This window comes from Gracilibacillus alcaliphilus, from assembly GCF_016909015.1.
Classification (GTDB): domain Bacteria; phylum Bacillota; class Bacilli; order Bacillales; family Amphibacillaceae; genus Gracilibacillus; species Gracilibacillus alcaliphilus.
Window position 1 is genome coordinate 15,558 of sequence record NZ_JAFBFA010000030.1, and the last position, 26,448, is coordinate 42,005.

The window sequence follows — 26,448 nt, forward strand, 5'->3', positions numbered from 1 at the left end:
CTATCTCTCTGTAGTCTTCTGCACTTATCTATCAATCAAAGAAGTATTTAAAAAAGTTAGCAAGTTTAGGTTCTTTCTTTGTATTTGATTGATCTTTGGAAGTGGACCTCTTCGGTTGCTTTGTACTCTCTTTCGTTCTCTCTGATTGTGGTGATTCACCATCAATTGTTACTGCGTTGACAAATTCTTTCCCTTGTATTTTCGCATTCTTGTAAGCAAATTTCAAGATTCCAATTCCAGCGGTATACAAAGGTTCACGTACACCAATATAATCAGGGATGGCAATACGCACATTACTTTGGAAAATATCTTGCGCCAATTCAACTGCCCCAGACATACTCATTGCTCCCCCAGTAAGCACCAATCCCCCAGGTATTTCATTATAACCCATTTTTTGAATTTCCTGTGCACTATGAATTAATATTTCCTCAAAACGGGCTTCAATGATTTCAGCAAGCTCTGGCTGACTAAACGTCTGTTTCTGATTACTGCCAATGATATTGACCTCAAACACATCATCTGGATCTGCATCAGGGAAAAAAGCATGTCCATGATTTAGTTTAACTTCTTCTGCTTCTTCGGAAGATGTTCTTAACCCCATAGACAGGTCTTTTGAAATGTTGTCGCCTCCAAGTGGTACAACACTAGTAGCGGTTAGCCCTCCATCTTCAAATATAGAAACAGTAGTACTTCCCCCGCCAATATCAAGCAGTGCAACACCTAAGCTCTTCTCATCTGGGGATAATGCCACCTCGCCGGTAGCTAATGGTTGTAAACAAATGTCCATTATCTCCAGGCCAGCACGCTCCACACACTTTAAGATGTTATGAAGCATAGTTTTAGCGCAAGTAATGATAGTGCCTTGCATTTCCAATCGTACACCAATCATGCCTCTTGGGTCACGTATTTCATCCAATCCATCGACAATAAATTGTTTTGGGATAACATCTACTACCTCTCGTTCAGGTGGAATGGACATGACTTGAGCCGCATCTAATACCCGGTGAATATCCTCTTCTCCAATTTCCTTATCCTCACTAGATACTGCTACAACCCCGTGACAAGGCTGCAATTGAACGTGACTGCCATTGATACCAACTATGACACGATCAATATGTATATCCACCATTCTTTCCGCCTGTTCAACAGCTGTACGGATGGAATGGACGGTTTCATCAATATCTACAATGGCACCTTTCTTCATTCCTAGAGATTTAGCCGTCCCCACACCTATTACATTTAGGGATTCTCCTAAAACTTCACCTATAATTACTTTTATCTTTGATGTCCCGATATCCAAACTGACTAGAATTTCTCCATTATCCATAAGGCACCTCCTGCTACAATGTGTCCCTAATTACGTCTATTTTAATTTAATTGTGAACTGTGTAAAGTCTATTATAATAAAAAACAATACAATTTTACACGAATATCTGTGATTTGAGTGAAAAAATATACAATGAACTACAGATAATTTACTTTTGCAACCAATAATAGTCCAAAAGACTTATATTTTGCGAACAAGCGTTCACACCGCGTCCTTTCGTTGTTTATACTTTAACAATAATATTCTTCTTATACTTGCCAGATTATTAAACAGTCTCACACCGAAGGCAAATATGGCTGCTAAGTATAAATCAATTCCTAACTGTGTACCTAAAAAAGCTAACAACGCTGCCAAACTTACATTAAAAAAGAATCCTGATACGAAAACACTTTGATCAAACTTCTCTTCTAATTGAGCCCTGATTCCTCCAAAAAGGGTATCAAGTGCAGCCAAAACTGCTATAGACAGATAGTTTATATAATCAGCAGGGATCGATACATTTGTTAAAATACCAATGCATAATCCAATGATCAAAAACAGGGCTGGTAACCACATCATTCTTCATCCTTCTCTAGGTTATCCTGTGTATGTATCTCCTGTAAATCAATTACCTCATCGTATGGCGGAAGTGTAACTGGTTGTGGTTCTGATATCTCGATTTCCACATCCTCTAATGCGAAGTAATCATGAATCTCACTTGACTCTAACTGAAGCTTTAATTTCTCCACATCTTCTGCCAATACATGAATGATATATGGTAAATCTCCGATAGAGCTGTTATTAACATAGATACTTCCATTTACCATTCGAATCGGGGAAATCGCAATCAAACGCTGGTTTTCAATAGCAATATCTTCCGCTCCTGCTGCATTTAATTGATTAATCAGCTGATGCAAAAATTCGGCGTGAAGCGTCGGATACGCTTGTTTCTCTTGATTCAAAAACAAAGGCAATAGGCTTATCTCGACCCCTGTTCCGCTCTTTTCTGATAAACCAGCTTCTGTACGCAAGGTTTCAATTGATTCTTTTATTGCCTCCATTTGCTGATGTTCAGATTGTTCTTGATATTCATTTAACATTTCCTCTTCTTTCCTAATCTCCTGATAGAGATCTTGCTGTACTTGCTGCTCCTCTAACAGAGCTGTTCTAATTTCCCAAGTATCTCGTGTATCACGGCCTTCTGGATGATTATTAGAATTAAACAGGATAGCGACCATAAAACCAATTAACAAACAAATAAAGCTTAACATAAAAGCTTGTTCAGGTATTCTTTTTTTCATGGTTATCACTTATCCTTTACCTTACATTTCGATCGTCGATTGTTTTTCAATCGCCACCTCAATATTTTCCTGTACCAGCATGTCAATCACACCATTCTGCAAATTCAGGCTTGTATCCAATATTTTTTGGTCCCCAATTGCAGAAATGACAAACGGAGCGGGATAAGGAGTTCCATCCACTGAGATAACTGGGCCTACACAGGAGATGTAACTATTGCGGTAGATGCGCTGCCCATTAATAGCAACCGCCTTCGCTCCCGCACTAAATAGTTCGTTCACCACTTGGTGAATATGCCGGTCATGCACAATATATTGATTGGCATGATCTTCTCTAGGAATATAATCAGCATCTCGTAATGTAATGATAACTCCTTCACCATAAATGGGGAAATCACCTGTAAGCTTCTGAAGGTTATTTTTCATTTGTACCAGATTTTTCATCATATCTGTATCCTGGCTAAGCTCTTCTTCCATGGTGCGTATCTCTTGTCGAATACTGTTTAATTCACTTCTTAATTGTTTGTTTTGCTCTTCTAGTTCATTCAGCTGCTGTTTATAGTTAAAATCCTCTTGCCAAGTTTGTTTATTTATCTGCGCAGGGCTGGAAGAGCTGGTAAATTTATAGTTAAATGCAAGAAGAAATCCTAAAACAAGAAAGACACAGGCATACAGGAACTGACTACGCCTCATCCGCTTCATCAGTCTCCCCTTCTTCCCCTTCTTCCTCATCTTCACCTGCATCATATGGCGTAAAGACGGCACCACCCTCGTCAATCTTGATCACACCCTGTACATCTGAATCTAGTTGACTGGCAATCGATGGATAATTATTAAAGACAGACGAGAAATTTCGGATCGTAGATTCTACTACATTACCGTCTGTCATATAGAGTTGGATATGATAGGGATTAGATTCTGTAGGCAGCCACTGAACTTCAGAAATAAGTGCTGTCACATAGGTGGAAATATGGGCCAACTCGTCTGAAAACTCCTTTAGATAAGCGTCTTCTTCAAAACCCGTTAATATAGGTACTTCACCATTTGCCTCATTCCAATTGACCTTCTGCAGCATATCACCATTTTCCAAAAGCGGATGCAATTCACCATCTATATTAGCATAGGCGACATGACTAAGTTCATGAACTTCGATATTAATCGTACTTGGAAACGATTTAGTTACGTGAACCTCCTTTATTTGCGGATTGGTCAATATGTTTTCCTCTACTTGGGAAGAACGAACACTCCAAAAGTTGGCGTCCTCCTCAATCTCACTTTGTTTCTTAATCTCTTCTTGATCCAGCCAGGTTAAGCCTGTCACATTAACATGTCTGACATAACTCATCGGTGACTGCAAATAAATCACAATAAAAATCAATACGAAGAAAATAAATACGTACATCACTAATTTCCGGTTAGCCCGTTTTCTTCGCTCTTGTTTTAGTTTAGGTATTCGATCTTCAATTGATACTACTCTTTTTTGTGCCATTACATTACTTCCTTTTTTATCTATCTTGGATATCAACGAGTAAGCGAAGTACAGCAACTGTCTGAAAGTGAGATAATACATGCAGCATTCTCCTATTGGATTGTTAGATGAATAGCAAAAAGGCTTCCATCATGACTTGTCCAAAAAGGCGCTTGGCCAGCTTATCCCGTTTCACATGTAGTTACAGTTCGTACTTCCGTATCTTGCAAGACAAACGAATGACGTTTTTTTTCCAGAATCATTCATAGTAAAATCATTATATCATAGTCATCCAAGGATAGACATCATTCATATAAGTGATTTTAATTTTTTTTAAAATATGAAAAATATACAATGGACACGATTTAATTGCAGGATGACCACATCTAAAATCCCCACCTGCATCTTTAAGACTTGAAGATGCAAATGGGGAATAAAGCGACCCTTGAAATAGGGCCGTACAGATAATTCTGGCAGGATAAATAAGCACTTTGTTTTCATGTAAGAAGCCAGGAAAATATTACTTTATTGCTGTCGATATTTACTAATATTAATCAGAATGCCTACCGAACAAAGGGTTAAGGTCAACGATGACCCGCCATAACTTAGAAATGGTAATGTAATGCCTGTTACTGGAATTAAACCGATAACAACACTGATGTTAATCATAACCTGAATCATAATCATGCCAATAATCCCAACCGCAAGTAACTTGGAAAATAAATCTGGTGCATGAATAGCTGTTAAAATCCCACGCCAAGCAAATAAAAAAAACAATACAATAACGAAACAGCCACCAATAAAACCTAACTCTTCCGCAATAATAGCAAAGATAAAATCATTGTGCGGTTCAGGTAAATAAAAATACTTTTGTAAACTGTTCCCCCATCCGACTCCTAATAAACCGCCCGGCCCAATGGCATATAGAGATTGGATAATTTGAAAGCCTGTACCTAATGGATCTTCCCACGGATCTAAAAAAGCAATAATACGATTGATACGATAAGGTGCAGAGATAATTAGTAACAAGAAACCAATAACGCCAAATCCCGCCAAAAAGATAAAGTGAGAAAACTTTGCACCAGCTACAAATATCAGTAGAAAACAGGTCAGCAAAAAGACCATGCCTGTCCCCAAATCCGGCTGCAACATAATAATAAGGAAGATAGCTATGGACATGCCTAATGGAGGCAGGAACCCTTTCTTAAACAATGACAGTTTGTCTTGGTGCTGCACAAGAAATCCGCTTAAAAACATAATCATCCCCAACTTAATAAATTCTGCAGGCTGTATACTAAATGCACCTACACCTATCCAGCTTCTGGCTCCCCCTCTTACCATTCCGATACCGGGGATCAATACAGCAATTAGTAACACGACACACACAATGAAAATCCATTTTCGATGTTTCAACCATTGATAGTAAGGGATATGTGAAACAATCATCATAGAAATTACCCCTACCCCTGCAAACAAAATCTGCCGCTTCAGAAAATAGAAGGAATCACCAAACTTATAGGCAGCCCAAATCGATGATGCACTATATATCATTACTGTACCAAACAGCAAGATCGCAAAAATAATACCTATTAATAAATAGTCTGGTTTATGCTGTTTTTGCATTTGTACCATAAAAAACCCCCACCTTTTTTTGAAAGATTAGGGGCTTTCTTGTCCTATTTATCCTTTTACTGGCTGTTAACAAAAGGAATCTCCCGCAATCAGCCATTTTACCGGATTAATTCTATTACCATTACCGTTTTCTTAAATTATAATAGACAAGCCCCTATTATAATTTATGCACTGCATCAATAAACATGTTACCTCTTTCTTCAAAGGTTTTATATTGATCCCAGCTGGCACATGCTGGCGACAATAAGATAACATCTTGTTCCTCTGATAATGGATAGGCTTTCTCTACCGCCTCTGCCACATTCTCCGCATAAATAATATTCGAAATACCTAATGCTTGCCCAACCTTTGCTAACTTCTCACTCGTTTGTCCAAAGACAATCAAGCTTTTTACATAAGACATATATGGAATCAATTCATCGAATTCATTCCCGCGGTCTAATCCACCCGCCAAAAGAATAACGGGTTGTTTAAAAGCACTTAAAGCTTTTGAAGTAGCGAGAATATTGGTTGCCTTTGAATCATTATAAAATCTTCTGCCATTCCATTCTCTCACAAATTGAAGACGGTGTTTGACACCTGTAAAGCTTGTTAAAACAGCATAAATAGCTTGATTAGATAAACCATCGACTTTAGCCACACAGATAGCTGCCAAAATATTCTCGATATTGTGATCTCCTACTAGAACAACTGAATCGATATCGATAATGGGCTTTCCTCGAAAATAAATCGTCCGCCCATCAAGGTATGCGCCATTTTCTACTACTTTCTGCCGGCTAAACGGTACTAGTTGTACCTCGGAATCTTTTATCATCTGACAGACATGCTGATCATCGGCATTATAAACAAGAAAATCACTCTCTGTTTGATTTTTCGTAATATTGGCCTTCGCCTCCATATAATGTTCCATTGTATGGTGATAATCTAAGTGGGCAGAGAATATATTAAGTAACACAGCGATTCGCGGTCTAAATACCTCGATGCCTAACAATTGGAAAGAGGATAGTTCTACTACCATGGTTTGTCCTTCTGACATTTGCTCTGCTACTTCAGAAGCAACATGACCAATATTCCCTGCTAAGGCAGTTGGACGGTTTGCCTGCTGATACATTTCATAGATTAATGTTGTCGTTGTCGTCTTCCCATTAGAACCTGTAATGGCTACTACTTCTTCGACACCAAAATAATGGATAAGTTCAACCTCTGTTAGGACAGGGATATGACGTTCCCTTGCCTTTTCAATAATCGGGTTCTCATAAGGAATCCCTGGATTCTTAATAACAGCCTCAACATTGTCCAACAAAGAGAGTGGATGGCTCCCTACCACTACCTCAACCCCCTGCTGTTCTAACAGTTGGACATTGGCATCCTCTTTTGGTGTCTTCCAATCATTCACGATAACACGCACACCGTTACGCCCTAACAACTGGGCAACGGCCGTACCACTTTTGGCAAGGCCTAGTACTAGTACATTTTGATAAGGAAAATCTGTTAACTTTCTCATGCAGTGAACACCTCAATATAAATTCCTAGTAGAGCAAATAAGACAGCAACCGCCCAAAAGGTAGTCACTACACGCCATTCTGACCATCCCTTTAACTCATAATGATGGTGTAATGGACTCATCAAGAACACTCTCTTGCCTCTTGTTTTAAATGAAATTACTTGGATGATGACCGATAACGTTTCAATCACAAATACTCCGCCAATGATAACTAATAAGATTTCCAGTTTCAGCAATATGGCAATCGCAGCGATTGCACCGCCTAGTGCTAATGAGCCGGTGTCTCCCATAAATACCTTAGCGGGGTGGGCATTAAATACTAAGAACCCTAACAAGGCGCCGACTACTGTTAGACTAAACAGTGTAACCGTCGTATTTGGTGTACCATACCATGCTAAGATGGCAAAAGCACCAAAAGCCACTGCGGCTGTACCTGCTAACAAACCGTCCAGTCCATCAGTCAGGTTCACAGCATTAGAAGCACCTACCAGCATTACGATGATAAATACTGGATAAAACCACCCTAAATCAAAAGAAAATGAAGTTCCTGGTATCAATAAGGTGGTGGCAAAGTCCTGCTGTAACAATACAATATAGAAAATAATAGCAATGACAATCTGCCCTAATAATTTCTGTTTGGATGTTAAACCAAGATTTCGTTTTAACACTACCTTGATAAAATCATCTAAGAACCCTAATAAACCGAATCCTATCAATACTAATAAAAGCAGAAATACTTCATAATCAAAGTGACCGCCATTGGCGCGAAATACAACTATTAAACTAGTAATGGTGATACTTAAAATAATCATTACACCACCCATGGTTGGTGTACCTGATTTCTTTTGATGGGATTGTGGTCCTTCTTCTCTAATGCTCTGTCCAAACTTCAACCTCTTTAGAAAAGGTATAATAATCGGCGAAAGAAGCACTGTAATTAGGAATGCTATTGCCACCGTTGCCAAAAATGTAAGTTGATTCATTACGTTATTCTCTCCTATCTTGAATATAAAAAGCAGTTCGGCTTATCACCATTGCTGGCGGAAGCTGTCATTCACTCTAACTGCTGACCTCTTACTTAATCTAAATACTTCTTTGCTATTTGTTCATCATCAAAATCCAATACTTCTTCTCCGATTATCTGGTATGTTTCATGTCCTTTACCAGCAATAAGAATTACATCAAGTTCCTCTGCTTGCTGGATTGCTTGCTGAATCGCTTGTTCTCGATCACTAACTACTTGGTAATTTTCATGGGCAATGCCGTCCACCATATCTGCCAAAATAGCTTCCGGTGATTCGGAACGTGGATTATCAGAAGTGAATATCGCTTGATCGGCATATTGACAGGCGATATGGGCCATTAATGGACGCTTGGTACGATCCCTGTCGCCTCCACATCCTACAATCACATGAATCTTGCCTTTACAGAATTTCTTGATCGTCGTCAACACATTCTCCAATGAATCAGGAGTATGGGCATAGTCTATGATCACACCGAAATCCCCTTGGTGTTCCACTGGCTGAAAACGACCTTTTACGCCGGATGTCTGTTTAAATACGGCTTGAATATCCACTAAGTCTATTCCTGAAGCATAAGAAGCGGCTGCAGCTGCCAGCAGGTTATACACACTAAACATTCCCATTAGTCGGCTTTCAACCATCATATCCCCTGCTGGTGTCTTCATTTTAAAAGCTACACCGTTTGCCTTTAGTTCGACATCTGTCGCTTGAAAGGTGGAGCGATGATGTACACCATATGTAATAATCGGCTGTGCGGTTGCCTTCATTAGAAAATCTGCATGTGCATCATCACTATTGATAATCGCATATTTTCTGCGGTCTTCTGCTAGTGAATTACCCAGCTGTGCAAACAATAAACTTTTGGCAAACAGATATTTATCCATCGTTTGATGGTAATCCAGATGATCTTGACTTAAATTAGTAAAAACAGCAATATCTATATCCACACCATGAACCCTGCCTAGGTCTAGGGCATGAGAAGAAACCTCCATTGACATGACGTCAATATCTTTTTCCACCATAAGTGCCAGATTTTTTTGTAAAAACAATGAATCTGGCGTTGTGTTCTTTACAGGGTATACTTCCTGATCCATAGTCATTTGGATTGTACCAATCATCGCCGTCCGTTGTTTAGCATATCGATGGATCTCATCAATGATATGTGTTACCGATGTCTTCCCATTTGTTCCCGTTACACCAATTACCTTGAGCTGGCGTGAGGGATGCTGATAGAAACTATTCGCTAACAGTGCCAATGCTCGTTGTGTATCTGGAACAAGCACAACTGGTACTTCGACATCGACTGGCTTCTGCGCCACAATAACGGCTGCCCCGTTTTGAACGGCTGCCTCTGCGTATTGATGACCATCAACGGTATACCCCTCAATGCATATAAACATGGAACATTCCGCTAATAAACGATGGTCCATTTCTATCTGCTGAATCTCTAAACTTGTTAGATCCTTATCACATGTATAGTCAGGTAAATTATTGATTAATTCTGCTGCATTCATCTCTTTCACCTTTTTCATTTATAAAATTATTTACGCTGTGTTAACCATCTTACCCCCACTTTAAGTGTGTATGCAAAGAAGCCTAAATAAATGGAGTAAGTTAAGTTAATCCTGATACATCTCGTTCTTCCATTTCCCTCACATCAAGTTGCCCGTACACAAAGAGCAGCATGATAAGAGGAAACATACAAATCATTTAACTGTTTTGTTATTATGTTGTGTTTACAAGATATAAACAACTACAATATTATAACAAAATATACCCTGATTGACGATACATAATTATAACTATTTATTTCCTAGTACTAACCGAATCGTACTTCCTTCTTCTACTTGTGTACCTGCTTTAGGAGCCTGATCCAAGATATACTCCCCATCTCCGACTACATCTGCTTGCAAGGACATTAGGTACTGCTGTAATTCTTCTTTTTTCAACCCCACTAAGTCAGGCACTTCAACAGGAGGGGATTCTGGCCATTGATAATCCTTATCGATTCCCTCTTCTTGTCGAGGAACACCCAAGGCCATAAGGCTGTCCTCAATAATGGAACCAACAATCGGAGCTGCTACAACTCCACCAAATTGTATGGTGTTTTTGGGATTATCGATAGCAACATAAACCACGATCTCTGGATCATTGGCAGGAGCAAAGCCGATAAATGATACAATGTGATTATTCTCCATGTATCTTCCGCCTTCCCCAACTTTTTGGGCTGTCCCTGTTTTACCTCCAACTCGATAACCATCAACAAATGCGCTGCGCCCTGTTCCTAAAGCTACGACAGATTCCAATGCCTCTTGTACTTGTGCCGATGTTTCTTGCGATATGATTCGTCTTTTCAGGACAGGTTCTGTTTCTGAAACTACCTCTCCACTGACTGAATCAATAAATGCATCAGCCACATACGGTTCATATAAATAGCCACCGTTTACTGCTGCTGAAACAGCCATGACTTGCTGTAACGGTGTAACGGACACTCCTTGACCAAACGACGTGGTGGCCAGTTCAACCGGACCAACACGATCTAAATTAAAAAGGATACCCTTCGCTTCCCCTTGAAGGTCTACTCCCGTCTTCTCTCCAAAACCAAATTGATTAATATAAGAGAATAACTTCTCCTTGCCTAGTTTTTGTCCCAAAACAATAAAGCCAGGGTTACATGAGTTCTGAACTACTTCTAAGAAGGTTTGATGACCATGTCCACCGCGTTTCCAGCAATGTAAAGTGGTTCCACCTACTTCAATCGATCCACTATCGTAAAATTCATCATTCTCTAAGTCTACGACATCTTCTTCCAAAGCGGCGGCCAGTGTTATTATTTTGAACGTAGACCCTGGTTCATATGTACTCCAAATAGGTAAATTGCGATTATAGACTTCTGCACTAATTTCTTGATAATTGGCAGGGTCAAAATTCGGTCGTGAAGACATTCCTAAAATCTTTCCATTTTTCGGGTTTACTGCAATAGCAATAGCACCATCTGGATTATATTTCTCCTCTGCTATATCTAATTCCCGCTCAATGATTGTTTGTACTTTATGCTCAATTGTTAATCTCAGATCAAGCCCGTCCACAGGTGCTGTATACTTATCCGCTTTTTGCTCCATTCGTTTGCCTTTGGCATCACTATAAAAAGACAGACTTCCTTTTTTCCCTCGCAGCAATTCATCATACATAAGTTCCAAACCAGTAAGTCCTTGGTTATCAATACCACTAAATCCTAATACATGTGATAAATACGCACCATGAGGATAATGTCGAATCGAATCTTCTGCAATGTATATCCCATCTAGATTAAATGACTGTACTAAAGAAGCTTTCTCTTCAGAGATCTTCTGGCCTTCAGGTTTCAAAATGACGATTCGTTCATTCTTTTGTAGATGCTCCAGGACACGTTCTTTTTCCATGTCTAATACCTTTGCAAGTACATCTGCCGTTTGTTCGGCATCCGTAATCTGCCGTGGTACGGCCATTACTGTTGGTGCCGATACATTCTCTGCTAATACCTCTTCGTTTGCGTCAAGAATTTTCCCTCTTTCAGGCTCAAAGACAATGTCCCTGCTCCACAAATCTTCCGCTTGTTCCACTAAAAAATCCGACCAAATAAATTGTACATATCCTAATCGGATCAAAATAACCAGTACAACAGCAAGTGCACAAAGAAACACAGCTACTATTCGGCGCTGTACCTGAATATTGGTCATTCGTTTCATAGCAATTCCCCTTTTACATTAAGAAACTATTTGTCCCAATATATGACTGGTAAAGCAAGAATAGAACACTGTGTCTCATCTGGGCTATGCCCCGTTGGTTTCTTCTGTTTCTTCTGTCTCTGCTTCATCTACGTTCTCTTCTTCAGACTCCGCAGGTGCTCCATCTGGTTCTTCTAATTCAACCATCAGATAGTCCTTCTCATTTAATGGTGTTCCTGCTTCAATACTTTGTTTCACAACATAACCACTGCCTAACCACTCGACATCTAAATCTAAGAACTCTTTAAAGGCTAAGATGTCCCGGAAAGACCATCCCGTCATTTCTGGCATCGTCAATTGATCAGTTGCTACAAAGACCGTTTGTCGAGCTGATATCTTATCTCCAGCTGCAATATTAATTTTGGTAATATTCTCGCCATCACCGACAACAACTGGCTGGATTCCATTTGCTTGCAATTGTTCTACTACTTGACTTGTCTCTTTTCCTTCCCATTCAGGCATTTCAATTGCTTTTATCGGTTCATTGGATTCTTTATCAGGTTGAATATTTAAATAGCGCAAACTATTTTCCATCACATTTTTGAATACAAATGACACAGGAGCAGAACCCGTTTCTGTATCTTCCAATTCAGGTTCCTTTACAGACACATATATCATTAATTCTGGATCATCAGCAGGTGCCATACCAAGGAAGGAAAAGACATAATTTTCCCTGCCTGTTTTATAACCGCCTGTTTCTGGATCAGGTATTTGAGCGGTACCTGTCTTTCCAGCAACTGTATAGTCGTTTAGATTATAAACATTATGTCCTGTACCAGTCTCCGAAGTAATAACTGTCTCCAGTATCTTTAATGTCTCTTGCGCCGTTTCTTCAGAAATAGGCTCCCTTACTACTTCTGGTGTGTGTTCTGCAATTACCTTACTGGTGTCACTGTCGACCACCTTGCTGATTACATAAGGTTTCATCATTTTGCCGCCGTTGGCAATGGCTGTTGCGGCCTTCATCATCTGCATTGGGGTCGCCGTGCTTCCTTGTCCAAATGAAGTGGTGATGATTTCAATTAAATTATCTTGTAGCAGACGTCCTTCTACTTCGCCCGGCAAGTCAATCTCTGTTTTCTTGTCTAAGTCAAAAGACTGTAGATATTCCATAAAACGCTCTGTTCCAAGCTTCTCATACATTAATTTTGCTGCTGCTACATTAGAAGAGCGTTGAATCCCCTCTAAATAACTAATGGTTCCCCAGCCACGCCGCGCGTTATGGTCACCAATGGCTGGTACATAACTTTCCGGTTTGTATGAACCTGATTGGAATTGTTCATCTGGATTCCATACACCTTCTTCTATAGCTGCTGCCAATCCGAAAATTTTCATTGTAGACCCTTGTTCAAACGGGGTTGCAATAGCATCATTATACCAATTTGTTACTTCTTCCATATCATTCGGATTATAGCTAGGTCTATTACCTAATGCTAATATCTCACCTGTTTTTGGGTTCATAACAATGGCAGATACACGGTCTGGGTTATACTCTTCCATTACTCCAGTTAAGGCGTCTTCCAGCAAGGTTTGAATTTTTTGATCGAGCGTCAAGACCACACTCTCACCATTATCAGGTTCATTAATCACTTCTTTTGGATTTAACAGCTTCATATTAAATTGATCCCGCTGATAGGATAAACTGCCATTCACCCCTGTCAAGCTATCATTCATAAAACCTTCAATACCATTGATCCCAACGATCTTATCATCCTGCTTATCGGTCAGGCCAATCGTGTGTGAGGCAAACATACCATTGGGATAAAAGCGAATCGGTTCTTCAATAAAATGAATACCAGGTAGTTCTAGTTCTTCTATCGCTTCTTTTTGCTTTTGATCTAATTCCCTGGCACCTGAGCCAAACTCCACTTGAAATTGTCCCTTTTCAATCCCTGACTGAAGTCTCTCAGCTATTTCTTCTTCTTCCATATCAATAATCGGAGCCAAACTCGCAGCTGTCTTCTCTACGTCTGATACATGCCTTGGTGCCATTGGATTAGCAGTTTGGTTTTCATCAAGAACGGCATATAAACGATATACTATATGTTCTTGCGCCAGTGCCATGCCGTTACGATCATATATCGTCCCTCTGGTAGCTGGAATCGAATAATGATTGGTTCGCTTCTCATCGGCCAATTCTTGAATTGACACACCAGAAACCTCTCCTACAACTTGGAGATACATAAAGCGTCCCAGCACTATAGTAAATAACAAACCAAAGATAATAATCCAAACAGTAGGCATCAATTCGGTTACTCTGTTTTTCATGTTATACACCTAATCTGTTAATTCATTTGCTTGTTTAACTTTAGTATTTTGTATTTTCAAGCCATGACTCTTGGCATTTTCAATAATGCGTTCAGGCTGGCTTAATTCTTTGATCTGAAAGGATAGATTTGTGTTTACTACACTTTGTTGTTCGACTTGATTATTTAATGTTTCTACTTCGCGATTAAGTTGATCTAAGGAAGAACTGTAAGAAACAATATAAGCAGAAATGCTTAAGAAAATAACAGCAAATACAGCATACATTATTTTCTCGCCAGGGGTTACCCAGCGTTTTTGGACTTTCACTTTCTTTTTCACAATTTTCGGTTGTCGAACAGGTTGACTTAGTCTTTCATGTCTTAAGTCTCTTGCATGTTGACTACTCATTAACATTTGCCACCTTTCTCCATGTTTTATATTATTCCTTCACTCTTTCTATCACTCTTAACTTAGCGGAGCGTGATCTCCTGTTTGCCTCCAGTTCCTCTGCATTCGGAACAATCGGCTTCTTATTAACCAGCTGAAAATCCGGCTGGTATTCACTAGGAAGCACAGGAATATTACGGGGTAATTCAGGAGGAGTACTCCACTTTTTAAAGGCTTGTTTACAAATGCGGTCCTCCAAGGAATGAAATGTGATAACAGCTACCCTTCCCCCCGGCCGGAGCAGATGAACTGCTTGATCCAGCGCCTCTTCAAAAACTTGCAACTCATCATTAACAGCTATACGAATCGCTTGAAAAATCCGTTTGGCCGGATGGCCGCCCGTTCTCCTTGCAGGAGCTGGAATCGCCTCCTTGATGATATCAACCAGTTCAAATGTTGTTTGAATCGGCTGTTTTGATCGCTCTGCTTCAATTTTTCTGGCAATTTGTTTAGAAAATTTCTCTTCTCCATATTTGAAGAAAATGGAAACCAATTTTTCATAAGGCCACTCGTTCACAACATGATAAGCCGTTATACCTTGGTCTTGATCCATTCTCATATCTAACGGAGCGTCATGCTGATAACTAAATCCTCTTTCCCCACGATCAAGCTGTGGAGATGACACACCTAAATCAAACACGACTCCATCCACCTGATCTATTTGTCTTTTAGTTAGTTCTTCTTGTAAGTAACGAAAGTTTTGTTTCACAAAGGTGATTTGTCCTGCAAATTTCTTTAACCTTGCTTGTGCTGCTTCTATGGCTGTCTGATCTTGATCAAAAGCAAACAGGTAACCATTCTCATCAAGATGCTGAAGAATGTACTCAGAATGGCCGCCGCCTCCTAATGTACAATCCACATACGTTCCACCCGGTTTTATATGTAAGTTGTTAACTGTCTCCTGCTTTAAAACCGTATAGTGTCCAAACATGCCCTCACCTCTCCATTTCGTTTCTTACAAATCAAAATCCATCATATTCTCTGCTATTTCAGCGAAAGATTCTTCTGAGACATCAACAAAATCATTCCATTTATCTTCAGCCCAGAATTCTACTCGATTAGATACACCGATTACTGCACATTCCTTCTCGATATCAGCATACTTTCGCAGTGGTGCTGGAATATTAATTCTTCCTTGCTTATCCAGTTCGCACTCCACGGCACCCGAGAAGAAGAATCGAGTAAATGCACGTGCATCCTTTTTAGTAAGTGGGAGTTTCTTTAATTTCTCCTCTAGTTGGCGCCATTCATCCATAGGATAAGCAAATAAACATTGATCTAATCCACGCGTAATCACAAATTGCTCACCCAAGCCTTCACGAAACTTGGCAGGAACAATAATACGCCCTTTGGTATCAATGTTGTGCTGATATTCTCCCATGAACATAGCCACGCACCCCACTTTCTATTTTATCGTACCACATTCCCCCACTTTTCACCACTATTAATTACAAAATAAATTAATCCTTTATCAAAAAGGGTATCAAAGTACTGATAAAATCAAGCTTTATCTATATAAGAAATAAAGTGGGGGATGGTGGGGGGATATTGCAGTGTTTGTGCCTTCGAGTGGGGAGCGGTAATCTGGATAATAAAAAACCTTCACCTATCTACATCGAACTTAGATAAGTGAAGGTTTCTCTTCATTTGGAATCATGTTATTGAAAAGTATATTATCTTTGCTAGAGGCAATGATGGAGCTGCCACGCTTTTGCGTATCAGCTCCATCATTATTAAATACGAACAATATAATGCTGCTGTTGCCAATCCAATTGGGAATGCTGCAATTCTTTCAACCAGTCCATTCCATAATAATTGAGAAAATAAATAAGATTCCATATCCGCTCTTGCAAACCACCTTGCGGGTGGAGTTGGAGATCGATAAGATCGAATAACTGCAATTGTGTACTATATTTCTGCTTAAATTCTTTTTCCAGACGATTAGCCATCTGATCTATTTGATAACAGATCAGGCGTAAATTTTTATCGGCATACTGAGAAACATCATCCCCAAGGCTGTCCGCAATCTCTCGGAACGGAAGATGCGTTTTTGCAACAACTGCTTTGAATTGCTCGGTTAAATCAGTAATTGGCTGTTGTGTCTGCGCAGCAAGCCAATGTTGCTTCTCCACCTGTACCCCATTGTTGATAACAGCACTAGGTTCCAGTTCCATTCTATCCAGCCATTTTTCTGTTTTTTGCTCAAGAATTGTCAGCGATACTCTTGGCAGTACCGGAGGCATCTTCAATGAGACATCATGAAAGGCCTCCTTAAGTATCGACCAATAAGCAGCTTCACTAGGACCGGCAAAAAAGGCCAAGGTTGGAAACAATTTTTCCTGCATTAATGGCCTTGTCACCACATTATTACTCAGCCGTTCAGGTTGGTTTGCTGCTATCTCAAGCAGCTGCTTCTGGGAATAAGAACATTCATCATTCTTCCCATGCCAATTATCATTATTCCGCTGTAATAAAATCCGTTCTCCATTCTCTTCCACAAATAAATGGGCATCGGTTTCTTTCACATCCACACTGACATAATACCCCTTCTTTCGCATAGATTGCAGCGAACGATAAGTATGACGACTGATGGACGGCTGCTTTTCAATAAGCTCTTTAAAGAAATCCGCTTCCAGCTGCCGAAGTTCCTTTGCACCTGAATCAACCAAAATTAGGCCGCTGTCAGCAAACAATTGATGAATGACCAGAGCAAAAAAATCTACATACGTTTCTGATTCTGCCAGTTGATCCAACAATAATTGGTATAGACCTTTGGTATAAGACGTTTCTTGCAGTAATGAAAATACAGATGTCATCCATTTTTTTACCTTCTCCTGATCCAAGTCTCGATTGGAGACGGATACCTTTTCGCCATGTGTACTGTCAATCTTCCATTTCTGTAAGGAAGTATGTTCCGGCATAAAGATATGATTTACTTCATCAAAGTCATGGTCTTCCCCTGCAATCCAAAACACAGGCAGAACCGGCACCTGTAACTGCTCTTCTTGTTCTTTGGCCAAGGCAATAATCGAAATAATCTTATTAATGGTATACAAGGGGCCCGTCAAAATCCCTGCTTGCTGTCCACCGATCACCACCACACTATTCTGTTCCCGCAAGCGTTCAATATTATCAATAGATGATTCGGAGGCGTGCCACTTCTTATTCAACTGTAATAATACTTCTGTTAATCGGTGTCTTTCTGCCGCCCCTTTGTTAATATCCTTAAGCCGGTCATGAAATAAATTAGAATCAATGGGATTATAATCAAAGTGGGATAAGAGCTGGTGCTCGCCTTTTAAGTAATCAACCATAAATTTATTATGTAAATTGAGTCGTTTGGATTCGATCTGCATGAATCATTTACCCCTTTATCGTCAAATATGTATGATAGTGTAATTCATTAGTATTGTACATAATACGAAACAGAAAAGCATCTAATTTGTTTGTCACTCTCGGCCAAAGCTCCCTTTTATGATTGAAAGAAAAAGAAGAATGACTTGTTTTCCAAAGGTAGATACTCCTAACTTTGCGTTATTCATACCATTATTTTTTTAAAAAAACTGGGGATAGGGGGATGAATCATGTAATGAAACTATCCAGCACACGGAACACACAACCGCAAAAAAACGCAACCTTTCAACTCTGATAAAGGCATGTAAATCAAATTAGGAAGGCAACTAATGTTTTCATGGGTAGCAATGTCTATCAGGACATACTGGTTTGGAACAACTTCTTAAAAGATCCCAGCAATGATAAAAACACTGGTTATACTATAAACAATCCCTATTACACTGCTAATGATATAAAGAGCAAAAAATAATAAAAATGTCAGCTTCCAAAATCGTTTCCATACATGGGCGAAAACAATATCTGTATACGTACGCCAATGAAAAACAACCATGATCAGCCATAAAATGAGTAAAAAGGCAATAATATAACCAAATAAATTAAGCGAGAATATCCATTTTACATTTGCAACGACAGCAGCAATATAAAGAATGGTTGTGGAGTCAATTGCAAAATGAAAAGCGTATCTTTTTTGTCGAGAAATTTTGAGAGCTAGTACATACACAACATAAGTCACTAGCAATGGCAAAGTGACCATTAATGCTAGTAAATAATAAATTCCCTGAACCATCGTCATACCTCTTTTCCATCCAAACCACAATCTTAAAGTTCGATCTTAAACATCATAACTGTAATTCAATTATATAGGACAATCTTTTTCAATCAAGTAAAATATTCGACAAATAGAGGTTGTTTAATATAGATCATGGTTCGTGTCACAAGCAAGATATCTGGGGGTCAGTTTAGATAAGTACTGGGTGTAACATATGTAAAAGGTAATTAACCATACAAACTCATCATGATTTGCAGCATATTTTTAGCAGTTTAAAAACCCCACTTTTCACAGTGAGGCTGCGTTAAATTCCTATTCTTCCAAGCTATCCATCGCTTTTTTTACTGATTGGTGAAAAGCTTGGTATTTCGAAAGTTTTGCTTGCAATTGCTGATTCTGCTTGACTACATTCTGAAGTTCCTGTTGCTCATTTAAACTATTGTAATACTTTTGCATGCGTTCCAACGTTTCTAGTACGTCATGGATATTAGGTTGCACGGTCTGCGCTGAAATAGTTTCTTGATCCACTGTATAACTTACTTGTTTACGTTCCTGTTTAGCAAGTTGAATCGCTTCCTCATATTGTTTTCTTAGCGTTGCATTCCAACGAAAACCACATGCTGCTGATGTCCTTGACAATTTTTCTCCAACTTCACGAAACGCCGTTAATTGTGTCTTCCCTTCACGTATATATTGTAGTACAGTCTCCGCTAGCAGTTTATCTTCATTTGGAGACCATGCGTCTTGTCGGATTCCTTGCACTATGCCACCCCCTCTATTCTTTGATACAATGTATGCAATTAATAGAGAGGATAGACTATTTATTTACCTGCAAATTTACGGCATCATTCTGAAAAACAAGCATAATAACTGCTTCCCATGTCCTATCTATGTATAAAACCAACAAGTTCTGACAGAGGACACTATTCATAAAAATCTAGTTGTTCTAGCCAGTCATAAAGCTATTTTTGCATGGAGGGTAGAAACTATTCCTCAGCGCAACCAACGTCATGATGTCAATCGCCATGCCTACATTAGTACGTCCTGTACGTCGAAAAGCGAAGGGCTTGACCGAAGCAAATGTTCACACGTTTATTCAGTCAAAATATTGACAAGGCAAGGACATGATTACACCATGATAACAAGCTGTAGGTGTTCGTTATGTGTGAAAATTCAGCCAACGAAACCACCTAACAACTATGCGTAAAGGAATAAAGTGCAAATCTAAGGCAGAGTTTTCTTGCCGAATAAATTGCTGACAGACAGCAATACATCTGTACTAGAAAAAGTTATGTTTTTACTGCAAATAAAAATAGTGCAAGAGAGTAACCCTCCTACACTATTGTGTTGTACTACATATTGAATTATTGCTCTACTACTTGTTTACCATTATACTGTCCACAAGATTTACATACATGGTGTGGCTTTGTTAATTCACCACAATTTGAACATTCTACCATTCCTGGTACAAGTAATTTTTTATGTGTACGACGTTGATTTTTTACCTTTTTTGAAGTTCTGCGCTTAGGTACTGCCATGCATTACACCTCCTTTAAAAGAGAAGCAAAGATCTATTCTTTACTATCTTCCTCGTTACTGTTGTCATTTAATAAAGACTGTAATTTTTCAAGGCGTGGATCTACTTTCTCAGATTGTTGCTCTTCTGTTATAAGTGTCCACCCATTACCTTCTTGTATTGTATTTGCCTCTAATTGTTCATCATCTGCAAACACTCGTAGCGGGACCTCTAATAGTATATTTTCCTTGATAAAAGGTGTTAAGTCAAGTATTTCTCCATTAATAACAAACACGTCTTCTTCTTGGTGATAGCTAGAAGTAGTAAACTGTTCGATCGTATGGATGTCAAAATCATACTTTACATCAACCAATGTTCTGGCACAAGGTAAAATCATTGTCCCTCTGATCGTAAAATCACAAGTAATATCTTCCCCATCCATCCACGCTTGTCCATCAACGGTAACAGGTTCAATAGCACGAATATCATTATCCAGCTCAGCTAATTCTGAAACGTTAACTTGCTCATGAAAAGGATAGGAGCTTTGTTGTGATTGTTTAATTTTTTGGATAAATATTTTCATTAGATTCACCTCAAGGCAACAAGAAATATTTTAAAATGGATTTGGCTATTTGTCAATATATTTTCTTTACACCAACAACAATTATTGCTTTTGTGATATACTACAATCGATATCCCAATAGATTGTTTCCATTAGGAGGTTAACATGAAAGCTTGTGGACTTATAGTAGAATACAATCCCTATCATAACGGACATCGGTATCACTTTCAACAGGCACAGCAACTAACCAATGCCGATTGTATGATAGCTGTTATGAGTGGCAACTTCCTGCAGCGAGGGGAACCCGCTGTCGTTGATAAATTCGCCAGAGCAAAAATGGCGGTTCAGTTAGGTATTGACCTTGTTGTAGAATTGCCATATTTCTATGCCGTACAGCACAGTGAACTGTTTGCTCAAGGGGCGATTGAAATATTAGCCCACCTACATGTTGAGGCCTTATGTTTTGGCAGTGAACACGGTAAAATCAATGATTTTCAGAACATGTATCAATTGATTCAGCAACGACAAGAACAATATGGCCAACAACTGACTGAGGCTTTGTCAAAAGGCTTCTCTTACCCAAAAGCACATGAAACAGCTTTACGTGCTATCGGAGGAAAAGAAATTTCAATTGACGTTACTAGACCAAACAATATTCTAGGTTATCAGTATGTGAGCAATATCTATAAGCAACAAGCTGACATTACTCCTTATACGATAACAAGGATCAAAAATGATTACCATGATCAGGCGATCCGTGATGCAATTGCAAGTGCCACTAGTATTCGAAATCAATTATTACAAAAACAGTTTGAGCAAGTACAGAGCGCTACACCGCCAGAAACTTGGCAACTTCTTGAAAAATATGTTCAACAACATCATTCCTGGCATCATTGGGAGGCTTATTTCCATTTGCTTAAGTATCGTTTATTAACTATAAAACCGGATGAGCTTCGTTCTATCCATGGAGTCAAGGAAGGTATCGAAAATCGTATGCTAGCATCCATAAAACAGGCCGCTAACTTTCAGGAATGGATGACGCTTTTAAAGACAAAACGCTACACTTGGACTAGTATCCAACGAATTGCAACACATCTGCTGACCAATACACATGCAGCTGAAATAGAGTCTTTATTACGTCAAGCAGATCAAACACCTGCTGTCCGCATTTTGGCAATGAGTAAACAGGGACAAACCTATCTCAAACAGATCAAAAAACAAGCCACAATTTCTTGGTATACCAGCAACAAATCGCCGTACCCATACCAAGCATTAGACCAGCGTGTAGACGCAGCCTATTACAGCATCCTTGACCAGACCTCCCAAATGCAACTAGCCAAACAAGCTTACCATAAACCATATATGATCACATGAATCACCCTTTGTGGGGGGGCATCCACCCCACAAAGGCTTAGCGAAGGCATTATCCAATTTAGACTTTAACTAACGATGAAAGGCAATAGACACACGTTCTACTGCCTCTTCACGCTTACAGCCCTGCTAGATATTCCAATGCTTCCTCAAATGTATCGACAGGAACTATTTCCATATCTGTACCAATATCTTCAGCTGTCTCTTTAGCCACTTGATAATTGGACCCTTCTCTGCCTCCTTCATTAGGAGCAAAGAATATATCACATCCAGTTCGATCAGCAGCAATCACCTTCTTATCTACACCGCCGATACGGCCAACATTCCCTTGATAATCCACTTCTCCTGTACCAGCAATTTGATATCCCTTGGTAATATCTTCAGTTGTTAATTGATCATAAATCTCAAGTGAGAACATTAAACCAGCACTCGGTCCACCAATGCTTCCACTGGAAAAGGTTAAGTCTGGCGAAACAGTCACCTGTCTATTGGTCACCAATTGAATACCAATCCCCGGCTGTCCATCTAAATCCTCAAGTTCTGCCAATGCGATTTCTTCTTCCATTGTCTGTTCATCACGCTCAATCGTTAAACGCACCGCATCACCTGCAGTTTTGGATGTTACATAATCAATTAGATCTTCCGACTCATTAATTTCTTTCCCATCTATTTCAATAATTTCATCCCCAGACTGTAAGATACCGTCTGCTGGCATTCCTTCTACAACCGAGACAACATATACTCCTTTATATTCAATATCAATTGTTTCACCAGCTGCTTCGTAGGCAACTACCATTGAGGCTTCTTGAGAGCTTTCCATCATCATCAATTGTAATTCATGATATTCAGCATCTGTCATATCCTCTGGTACTACTTCATTAATCGGCAGCACATCGAAATATTTTCTAAACTGAGCGGTCAAGTATGTAAAAGGGGTTGCCCTTCCTCCTTGAATCGTAACAAGATACATTTCCCCTTCACTCTCATGGCCTCCATCCACTTCTACAATCGGATTTAGCGGATCTGCATGACCAGGCTGATGAATATAAAATGGCAATCGATAGCTAAAAAGAAAAAAAACAGCAATTAATGCTACAAAAAAGATTAATATCCTTACATTACCCTTTAAACGAAACATCCTATCCCTACTTTCAAAAAACTAAGATTAACAAATTGCGTTGTCATATTTATACGCTCCACAAGCGTATATTAGAAACGGTAGGACAAATTTAAAACACTCTATATTTTACTATTGATTCACAAAAAGGTACAGAAATGTGCAAGACATACACAATCCATACTCTATACACCGTGTCTGCAGGAAAAACGAGCACTGGTGATGACTTAGCACGATCGTCATACAATATGAAAAGGACGTGCTTGTCTTGATTATCCCTCTAGGATATCTGTCTGCTTATTTCAGTTGTTCTTGTATACAGACAAGCACCTCCTACAAAACTCTGCCTTAGAGGCAGCACTTGATTATTTTCGCAAGGTTATTGAGAGATGAATCAAGCTAGGCTAGTAGAGGAACTGAAGTTTTCATGGATAGCGATGGCTATCCATACATGTAGGTTTTAGATGAAATATTTACATCATATATTTATTTCTTAAGAAAAAGGTGAATAACTATGAAACAAAAGCTAGCCTCCTTATTATATGCCATGATCGCCGTTTTTATTGTCGTAATGATAATTATTTATCCACAGCAAGTCTTACAAGCAAGTCAGCGTGGACTCGAAGTCTGGGCCGGCATCGTTTTTCCAGCCTTATTACCCTTTTTTATCACGGCAGAACTTTTAATTGCCTTTGGTGTTGTTCATTTTATCGGTGTTCTGTTTGAACCTATTATGAGACCGTTATTTAATGTACCAGGGGTTGGAGGTTTTGTCTGGACGATGGGAATGGCGAGTGGATATCCATCAGGAGCTAAATATACGGCAAGGTTGAGACAGGAAAAGCAGCTATCCCAAGTAGAGGCGGAAAGGCTAGTATCCTTTACCAATGCCTCGAACCCTCTATTTATCATCGGAGCGGTCGGTATCGGTTTTTTTCATGATGCAAGGTTAGGCATACTGCTGGCAGTCGTCCATTATCTTAGTAATGCACTGGTTGGAATCTGTATGAGATTTTATAAAAGAAAGGAAATTTCAACGGCCGGATCCTACTCATTTTCTCTTACTAAAGCCTTTCATCAGCTTCATCAAGCACGCATAAATAAACGGCAGGCAATTGGCAAAGTGTTGGGTGAAGCTGTTACTCAATCAATTGAAACACTAATCAAAATAGGCGGCTTCATCATGCTGTTTTCAGTGATTACCGAATTGTTATCCACTATCCAACTTACCGAATTGTTTGCTGGTTTACTTGTCGGCCTGCTAGCATTTGTTCAGCTTCCTGCTGATCTCGCACCTGGGTTATTTGTAGGTATGTTTGAAATAACGATTGGAGCGAACACTATATCACAGACTCATGTAGCCGTTTTTTTTCAGGCAATTGTTATCTCGATCATGTTAGCCTTTAACGGTTTTTCCGTCCAAGCACAAGTCGCAAGTATCTTGGCTGATACAGATATTCGCTTTACTCCTTACTTCTTTGCACGAATGGTACATGCCTGTTTTGCCAGCTTACTTGTAGTTGTCTTATTTTTTCCTGTCTATCAACTAAAGACAGAAACAACATCTAGTATCATGACATTCACCCATCATATAAGCTTCCCATTAGGTGAAATTGGATGGTGGATTACTTTACTTTCCTTGTCAGTTTATTTATACATTCTCTTGCTTAAATTTTTCAATCAGCGCCGCTTCTACTACCGGAGGTACTAAATCAGATACATTGGCATGAAATTTAGCCACCTCTTTCACCATGCTGGAACTAAGAAAGGAATACCGATTATTAGTCATCATAAAGAAGGTTTCAATGTCTTCATTCAGTTTTCGGTTCATAGAGGTAATTTGCATTTCAAATTCAAAATCGGTGACCGCCCGCAGTCCCCTGATGATGGCTTGTGCATTCTTCTCTTGAGCATAATCCATTAACAGTCCCTTGCTCGAATCTACTTGAACATTGGGGATATCAGCGGTTGCCTGTCGGATTAATTCTATTCTTTCTTCTACACTAAATAAGGGCTGTTTCGCCTGATTATTAAAGACAGCTACAATAATATCATCAAAGACATTGGCCGCCCTTTTGATAATATCTAAGTGTCCATTTGTTATAGGGTCAAAACTGCCGGGACAAATGGCAAGTCTAGTCATGATTTTCCACATCCTTTTGAATAATTGTAATAGCAGTAGTTGCATTGTACTCTTCTTGCTTGATTAGCTGGTATGACTCACTGATTATATGGATAGCATTATTAGGATCATGTTCACACACAATAAGCCCTTGATCTTGCAGTATGTCAGCCGCAATAATGGCTTCTAACAATTTCTGATAAGACACTTGATGATAAGGCGGATCTAAAAAGATGATATCAAACTTTAGCTTTCTTTTTTCAAGAGCTTTTAATGCGCGAAAGGCATCATTTCGAAACACTTCCACTTGTTCTTTTATTTTTAAATGATGGATATTTTTATGGATAACGGAAATGGCTTTTGCTTGTTTATCTACTAATACCGCTCGCTCCACCCCTCTGCTAACCGCCTCGATGGCCAGGGCGCCGCTCCCGGCAAACAAATCAAGACAAGTTCCTCCATCAAAGAAAGGGCCTATTATTTGAAATAAGGATTCCTTCACTTTATCTCCAGTTGGACGTGTTAATTGATTAGATACCGATTGAATTCTATTCCCCTTTAACTTTCCCGCAATTACTCGCAAATACGATTCCCCCATTCTGCTGCAGCTAAGATATTTCTGTCATGAGACTTCGCTCTCCAGAAGATGTCGAATTACGCTGTGATTAATATAGCATAAACTAAAACAATTTCACAAATTTACAAGTATATTTCCTTCGATAATGGACAAACTTTAACTAAAGCAACCAGATAAGTTGCTTTATTCGGAGAAGACTTACCATTCCCCATAAGTTCTTCCTCCGGTTTCTCCTCTCCCTTTATCTTTTTATTTTCTCATATCAACGAGACAATAAAAAGAGCCTGCAGTTGATTAACTGCAGGTTTTTTTTATTTAAAAAGTGGTGTATTCGACTTCTTTTTTGTGAAGCAAGTAACATAAAAGAAC

At 39.3% G+C, this 26,448-nt stretch carries 24 protein-coding genes; 2 read left to right on the top strand and 22 right to left on the bottom strand.

Annotated features, from left to right (window positions below):
• Positions 1 to 31: 31 nt before the first annotated feature.
• The 19 genes from ftsA to JOD18_RS18155 all read right to left on the bottom strand — a co-directional run bounded on the left by ftsA (position 32) and on the right by JOD18_RS18155 (position 20,913).
• Complete coding sequence (gene ftsA / locus JOD18_RS18065) at positions 32 to 1,327, bottom strand: cell division protein FtsA (RefSeq protein WP_204670521.1); 1,296 nt, start codon at positions 1,325 to 1,327, stop codon at positions 32 to 34.
• Between the two features lie 201 nt (positions 1,328 to 1,528).
• On the bottom strand, positions 1,529 to 1,882 hold the full coding sequence (locus tag JOD18_RS18070; protein ID WP_204670576.1) for a small basic family protein: 354 nt from the start codon (positions 1,880 to 1,882) through the stop codon (positions 1,529 to 1,531).
• Positions 1,882 to 2,607: a DUF881 domain-containing protein gene (locus tag JOD18_RS18075; RefSeq protein WP_204670522.1), complete on the bottom strand. Its 726-nt coding sequence runs from the start codon at positions 2,605 to 2,607 to the stop codon at positions 1,882 to 1,884. Before JOD18_RS18075 ends, JOD18_RS18070 begins: the two co-directional genes overlap by 1 nt.
• A 21-nt stretch (positions 2,608 to 2,628) precedes the next feature.
• Entirely contained in the window at positions 2,629 to 3,306 is a 678-nt protein-coding gene (locus JOD18_RS18080; RefSeq protein ID WP_239588205.1) for a DUF881 domain-containing protein, read from the bottom strand.
• Entirely contained in the window at positions 3,287 to 4,093 is an 807-nt protein-coding gene (locus JOD18_RS18085) for a cell division protein FtsQ/DivIB (RefSeq protein WP_204670523.1), read from the bottom strand. Before JOD18_RS18085 ends, JOD18_RS18080 begins: the two co-directional genes overlap by 20 nt.
• Before the next feature lie 504 nt (positions 4,094 to 4,597).
• Positions 4,598 to 5,704 (bottom strand): stage V sporulation protein E, encoded by a 1,107-nt coding sequence (gene spoVE, locus JOD18_RS18090; RefSeq protein WP_239588206.1) that lies wholly within the window; start codon positions 5,702 to 5,704, stop codon positions 4,598 to 4,600.
• A 157-nt stretch (positions 5,705 to 5,861) separates the two neighbouring features.
• Positions 5,862 to 7,208, bottom strand: a complete 1,347-nt coding sequence (gene murD / locus JOD18_RS18095) for a UDP-N-acetylmuramoyl-L-alanine--D-glutamate ligase (RefSeq protein WP_204670524.1) — start codon at positions 7,206 to 7,208, stop codon at positions 5,862 to 5,864.
• The gene (gene mraY / locus JOD18_RS18100) at positions 7,205 to 8,191 is read right to left on the bottom strand and encodes a phospho-N-acetylmuramoyl-pentapeptide-transferase (RefSeq protein ID WP_204670525.1); all 987 of its coding nucleotides are present in this window, start codon (positions 8,189 to 8,191) and stop codon (positions 7,205 to 7,207) included. Before mraY ends, murD begins: the two co-directional genes overlap by 4 nt.
• Positions 8,192 to 8,286: 95 nt before the next feature.
• Positions 8,287 to 9,744, bottom strand: a complete 1,458-nt coding sequence (locus JOD18_RS18105) for a UDP-N-acetylmuramoyl-L-alanyl-D-glutamate--2,6-diaminopimelate ligase (RefSeq protein WP_204670526.1) — start codon at positions 9,742 to 9,744, stop codon at positions 8,287 to 8,289.
• 288 nt (positions 9,745 to 10,032) lie between these two features.
• Positions 10,033 to 11,958: a stage V sporulation protein D gene (locus JOD18_RS18110; protein WP_204670527.1), complete on the bottom strand. Its 1,926-nt coding sequence runs from the start codon at positions 11,956 to 11,958 to the stop codon at positions 10,033 to 10,035.
• A gap of 84 nt (positions 11,959 to 12,042) precedes the next feature.
• Positions 12,043 to 14,265, bottom strand: coding sequence for a penicillin-binding protein (locus tag JOD18_RS18115; RefSeq protein WP_204670528.1), 2,223 nt, complete (start codon positions 14,263 to 14,265; stop codon positions 12,043 to 12,045).
• Between the two features lie 9 nt (positions 14,266 to 14,274).
• The gene (ftsL, locus tag JOD18_RS18120) at positions 14,275 to 14,652 is read right to left on the bottom strand and encodes a cell division protein FtsL (protein ID WP_204670529.1); all 378 of its coding nucleotides are present in this window, start codon (positions 14,650 to 14,652) and stop codon (positions 14,275 to 14,277) included.
• 31 nt (positions 14,653 to 14,683) lie between these two features.
• A complete protein-coding gene (gene rsmH, locus JOD18_RS18125; protein WP_204670530.1) occupies positions 14,684 to 15,622 on the bottom strand; it encodes a 16S rRNA (cytosine(1402)-N(4))-methyltransferase RsmH in 939 nt (312 codons plus the stop codon).
• Positions 15,623 to 15,646: 24 nt separating this feature from the next.
• Complete coding sequence (gene mraZ / locus JOD18_RS18130) at positions 15,647 to 16,078, bottom strand: division/cell wall cluster transcriptional repressor MraZ (RefSeq protein WP_204670531.1); 432 nt, start codon at positions 16,076 to 16,078, stop codon at positions 15,647 to 15,649.
• A 346-nt stretch (positions 16,079 to 16,424) separates the two neighbouring features.
• A complete protein-coding gene (gene bshC, locus JOD18_RS18135; RefSeq protein ID WP_204670532.1) occupies positions 16,425 to 18,047 on the bottom strand; it encodes a bacillithiol biosynthesis cysteine-adding enzyme BshC in 1,623 nt (540 codons plus the stop codon).
• A 380-nt stretch (positions 18,048 to 18,427) separates the two neighbouring features.
• Positions 18,428 to 18,832: a DUF3397 domain-containing protein gene (locus tag JOD18_RS18140; protein ID WP_204670533.1), complete on the bottom strand. Its 405-nt coding sequence runs from the start codon at positions 18,830 to 18,832 to the stop codon at positions 18,428 to 18,430.
• Positions 18,833 to 19,126: 294 nt separating this feature from the next.
• A complete protein-coding gene (locus JOD18_RS18145; protein ID WP_204670534.1) occupies positions 19,127 to 19,576 on the bottom strand; it encodes an RsfA family transcriptional regulator in 450 nt (149 codons plus the stop codon).
• Between the two features lie 602 nt (positions 19,577 to 20,178).
• Positions 20,179 to 20,352 carry a 50S ribosomal protein L32 gene (gene rpmF, locus JOD18_RS18150; RefSeq protein WP_204670535.1) on the bottom strand — a complete coding sequence of 58 codons (174 nt, stop codon included), beginning with the start codon at positions 20,350 to 20,352 and terminating at the stop codon, positions 20,179 to 20,181.
• Positions 20,353 to 20,385: 33 nt separating this feature from the next.
• Positions 20,386 to 20,913: a YceD family protein gene (locus JOD18_RS18155; protein WP_204670536.1), complete on the bottom strand. Its 528-nt coding sequence runs from the start codon at positions 20,911 to 20,913 to the stop codon at positions 20,386 to 20,388.
• Between the two features lie 144 nt (positions 20,914 to 21,057).
• On the opposite strand from JOD18_RS18155, the gene JOD18_RS18160 reads away from it, so the two are divergent.
• Positions 21,058 to 22,266 carry a nucleotidyltransferase gene (locus JOD18_RS18160; RefSeq protein ID WP_204670537.1) on the top strand — a complete coding sequence of 403 codons (1,209 nt, stop codon included), beginning with the start codon at positions 21,058 to 21,060 and terminating at the stop codon, positions 22,264 to 22,266.
• A gap of 115 nt (positions 22,267 to 22,381) precedes the next feature.
• Here the strand turns inward: JOD18_RS18160 and JOD18_RS18165 are convergent, their stop codons facing one another.
• Positions 22,382 to 23,401: a SepM family pheromone-processing serine protease gene (locus JOD18_RS18165; protein WP_204670538.1), complete on the bottom strand. Its 1,020-nt coding sequence runs from the start codon at positions 23,399 to 23,401 to the stop codon at positions 22,382 to 22,384.
• Between the two features lie 493 nt (positions 23,402 to 23,894).
• Here JOD18_RS18165 and ylbJ point away from each other — a divergent pair, with 493 nt between their 5' ends.
• A complete protein-coding gene (gene ylbJ, locus JOD18_RS18170; RefSeq protein ID WP_204670539.1) occupies positions 23,895 to 25,091 on the top strand; it encodes a sporulation integral membrane protein YlbJ in 1,197 nt (398 codons plus the stop codon).
• Here ylbJ and coaD read toward each other — a convergent pair.
• The gene (gene coaD, locus JOD18_RS18175) at positions 25,032 to 25,523 is read right to left on the bottom strand and encodes a pantetheine-phosphate adenylyltransferase (protein WP_204670540.1); all 492 of its coding nucleotides are present in this window, start codon (positions 25,521 to 25,523) and stop codon (positions 25,032 to 25,034) included. The two genes, ylbJ and coaD, sit on opposite strands and share 60 nt — an antisense overlap.
• Entirely contained in the window at positions 25,516 to 26,085 is a 570-nt protein-coding gene (gene rsmD, locus JOD18_RS18180) for a 16S rRNA (guanine(966)-N(2))-methyltransferase RsmD (RefSeq protein ID WP_204670541.1), read from the bottom strand. The genes coaD and rsmD overlap by 8 nt, the downstream gene beginning before the upstream one ends.
• Between the last annotated feature and the right edge of the window lie 363 nt (positions 26,086 to 26,448).

Coding starts and splice junctions, on each gene's coding strand:
- ftsA (WP_204670521.1), bottom strand. CDS start 1,327: ATGGATAATGGAGAAATTCTAGTCAGTTTGGATATCGGGACATCAAAG.
- JOD18_RS18070 (WP_204670576.1), bottom strand. CDS start 1,882: ATGTGGTTACCAGCCCTGTTTTTGATCATTGGATTATGCATTGGTATT.
- JOD18_RS18075 (WP_204670522.1), bottom strand. CDS start 2,607: ATGAAAAAAAGAATACCTGAACAAGCTTTTATGTTAAGCTTTATTTGT.
- JOD18_RS18080 (WP_239588205.1), bottom strand. CDS start 3,306: ATGAAGCGGATGAGGCGTAGTCAGTTCCTGTATGCCTGTGTCTTTCTT.
- JOD18_RS18085 (WP_204670523.1), bottom strand. CDS start 4,093: ATGGCACAAAAAAGAGTAGTATCAATTGAAGATCGAATACCTAAACTA.
- spoVE (WP_239588206.1), bottom strand. CDS start 5,704: ATGGTACAAATGCAAAAACAGCATAAACCAGACTATTTATTAATAGGT.
- murD (WP_204670524.1), bottom strand. CDS start 7,208: ATGAGAAAGTTAACAGATTTTCCTTATCAAAATGTACTAGTACTAGGC.
- mraY (WP_204670525.1), bottom strand. CDS start 8,191: ATGAATCAACTTACATTTTTGGCAACGGTGGCAATAGCATTCCTAATT.
- JOD18_RS18105 (WP_204670526.1), bottom strand. CDS start 9,744: ATGAATGCAGCAGAATTAATCAATAATTTACCTGACTATACATGTGAT.
- JOD18_RS18110 (WP_204670527.1), bottom strand. CDS start 11,958: ATGAAACGAATGACCAATATTCAGGTACAGCGCCGAATAGTAGCTGTG.
- JOD18_RS18115 (WP_204670528.1), bottom strand. CDS start 14,265: ATGAAAAACAGAGTAACCGAATTGATGCCTACTGTTTGGATTATTATC.
- ftsL (WP_204670529.1), bottom strand. CDS start 14,652: ATGAGTAGTCAACATGCAAGAGACTTAAGACATGAAAGACTAAGTCAA.
- rsmH (WP_204670530.1), bottom strand. CDS start 15,622: ATGTTTGGACACTATACGGTTTTAAAGCAGGAGACAGTTAACAACTTA.
- mraZ (WP_204670531.1), bottom strand. CDS start 16,078: ATGTTCATGGGAGAATATCAGCACAACATTGATACCAAAGGGCGTATT.
- bshC (WP_204670532.1), bottom strand. CDS start 18,047: ATGCAGATCGAATCCAAACGACTCAATTTACATAATAAATTTATGGTT.
- JOD18_RS18140 (WP_204670533.1), bottom strand. CDS start 18,832: ATGGTTCAGGGAATTTATTATTTACTAGCATTAATGGTCACTTTGCCA.
- rpmF (WP_204670535.1), bottom strand. CDS start 20,352: ATGGCAGTACCTAAGCGCAGAACTTCAAAAAAGGTAAAAAATCAACGT.
- JOD18_RS18155 (WP_204670536.1), bottom strand. CDS start 20,913: ATGAAAATATTTATCCAAAAAATTAAACAATCACAACAAAGCTCCTAT.
- JOD18_RS18160 (WP_204670537.1), top strand. CDS start 21,058: ATGAAAGCTTGTGGACTTATAGTAGAATACAATCCCTATCATAACGGA.
- JOD18_RS18165 (WP_204670538.1), bottom strand. CDS start 23,401: ATGTTTCGTTTAAAGGGTAATGTAAGGATATTAATCTTTTTTGTAGCA.
- ylbJ (WP_204670539.1), top strand. CDS start 23,895: ATGAAACAAAAGCTAGCCTCCTTATTATATGCCATGATCGCCGTTTTT.
- coaD (WP_204670540.1), bottom strand. CDS start 25,523: ATGACTAGACTTGCCATTTGTCCCGGCAGTTTTGACCCTATAACAAAT.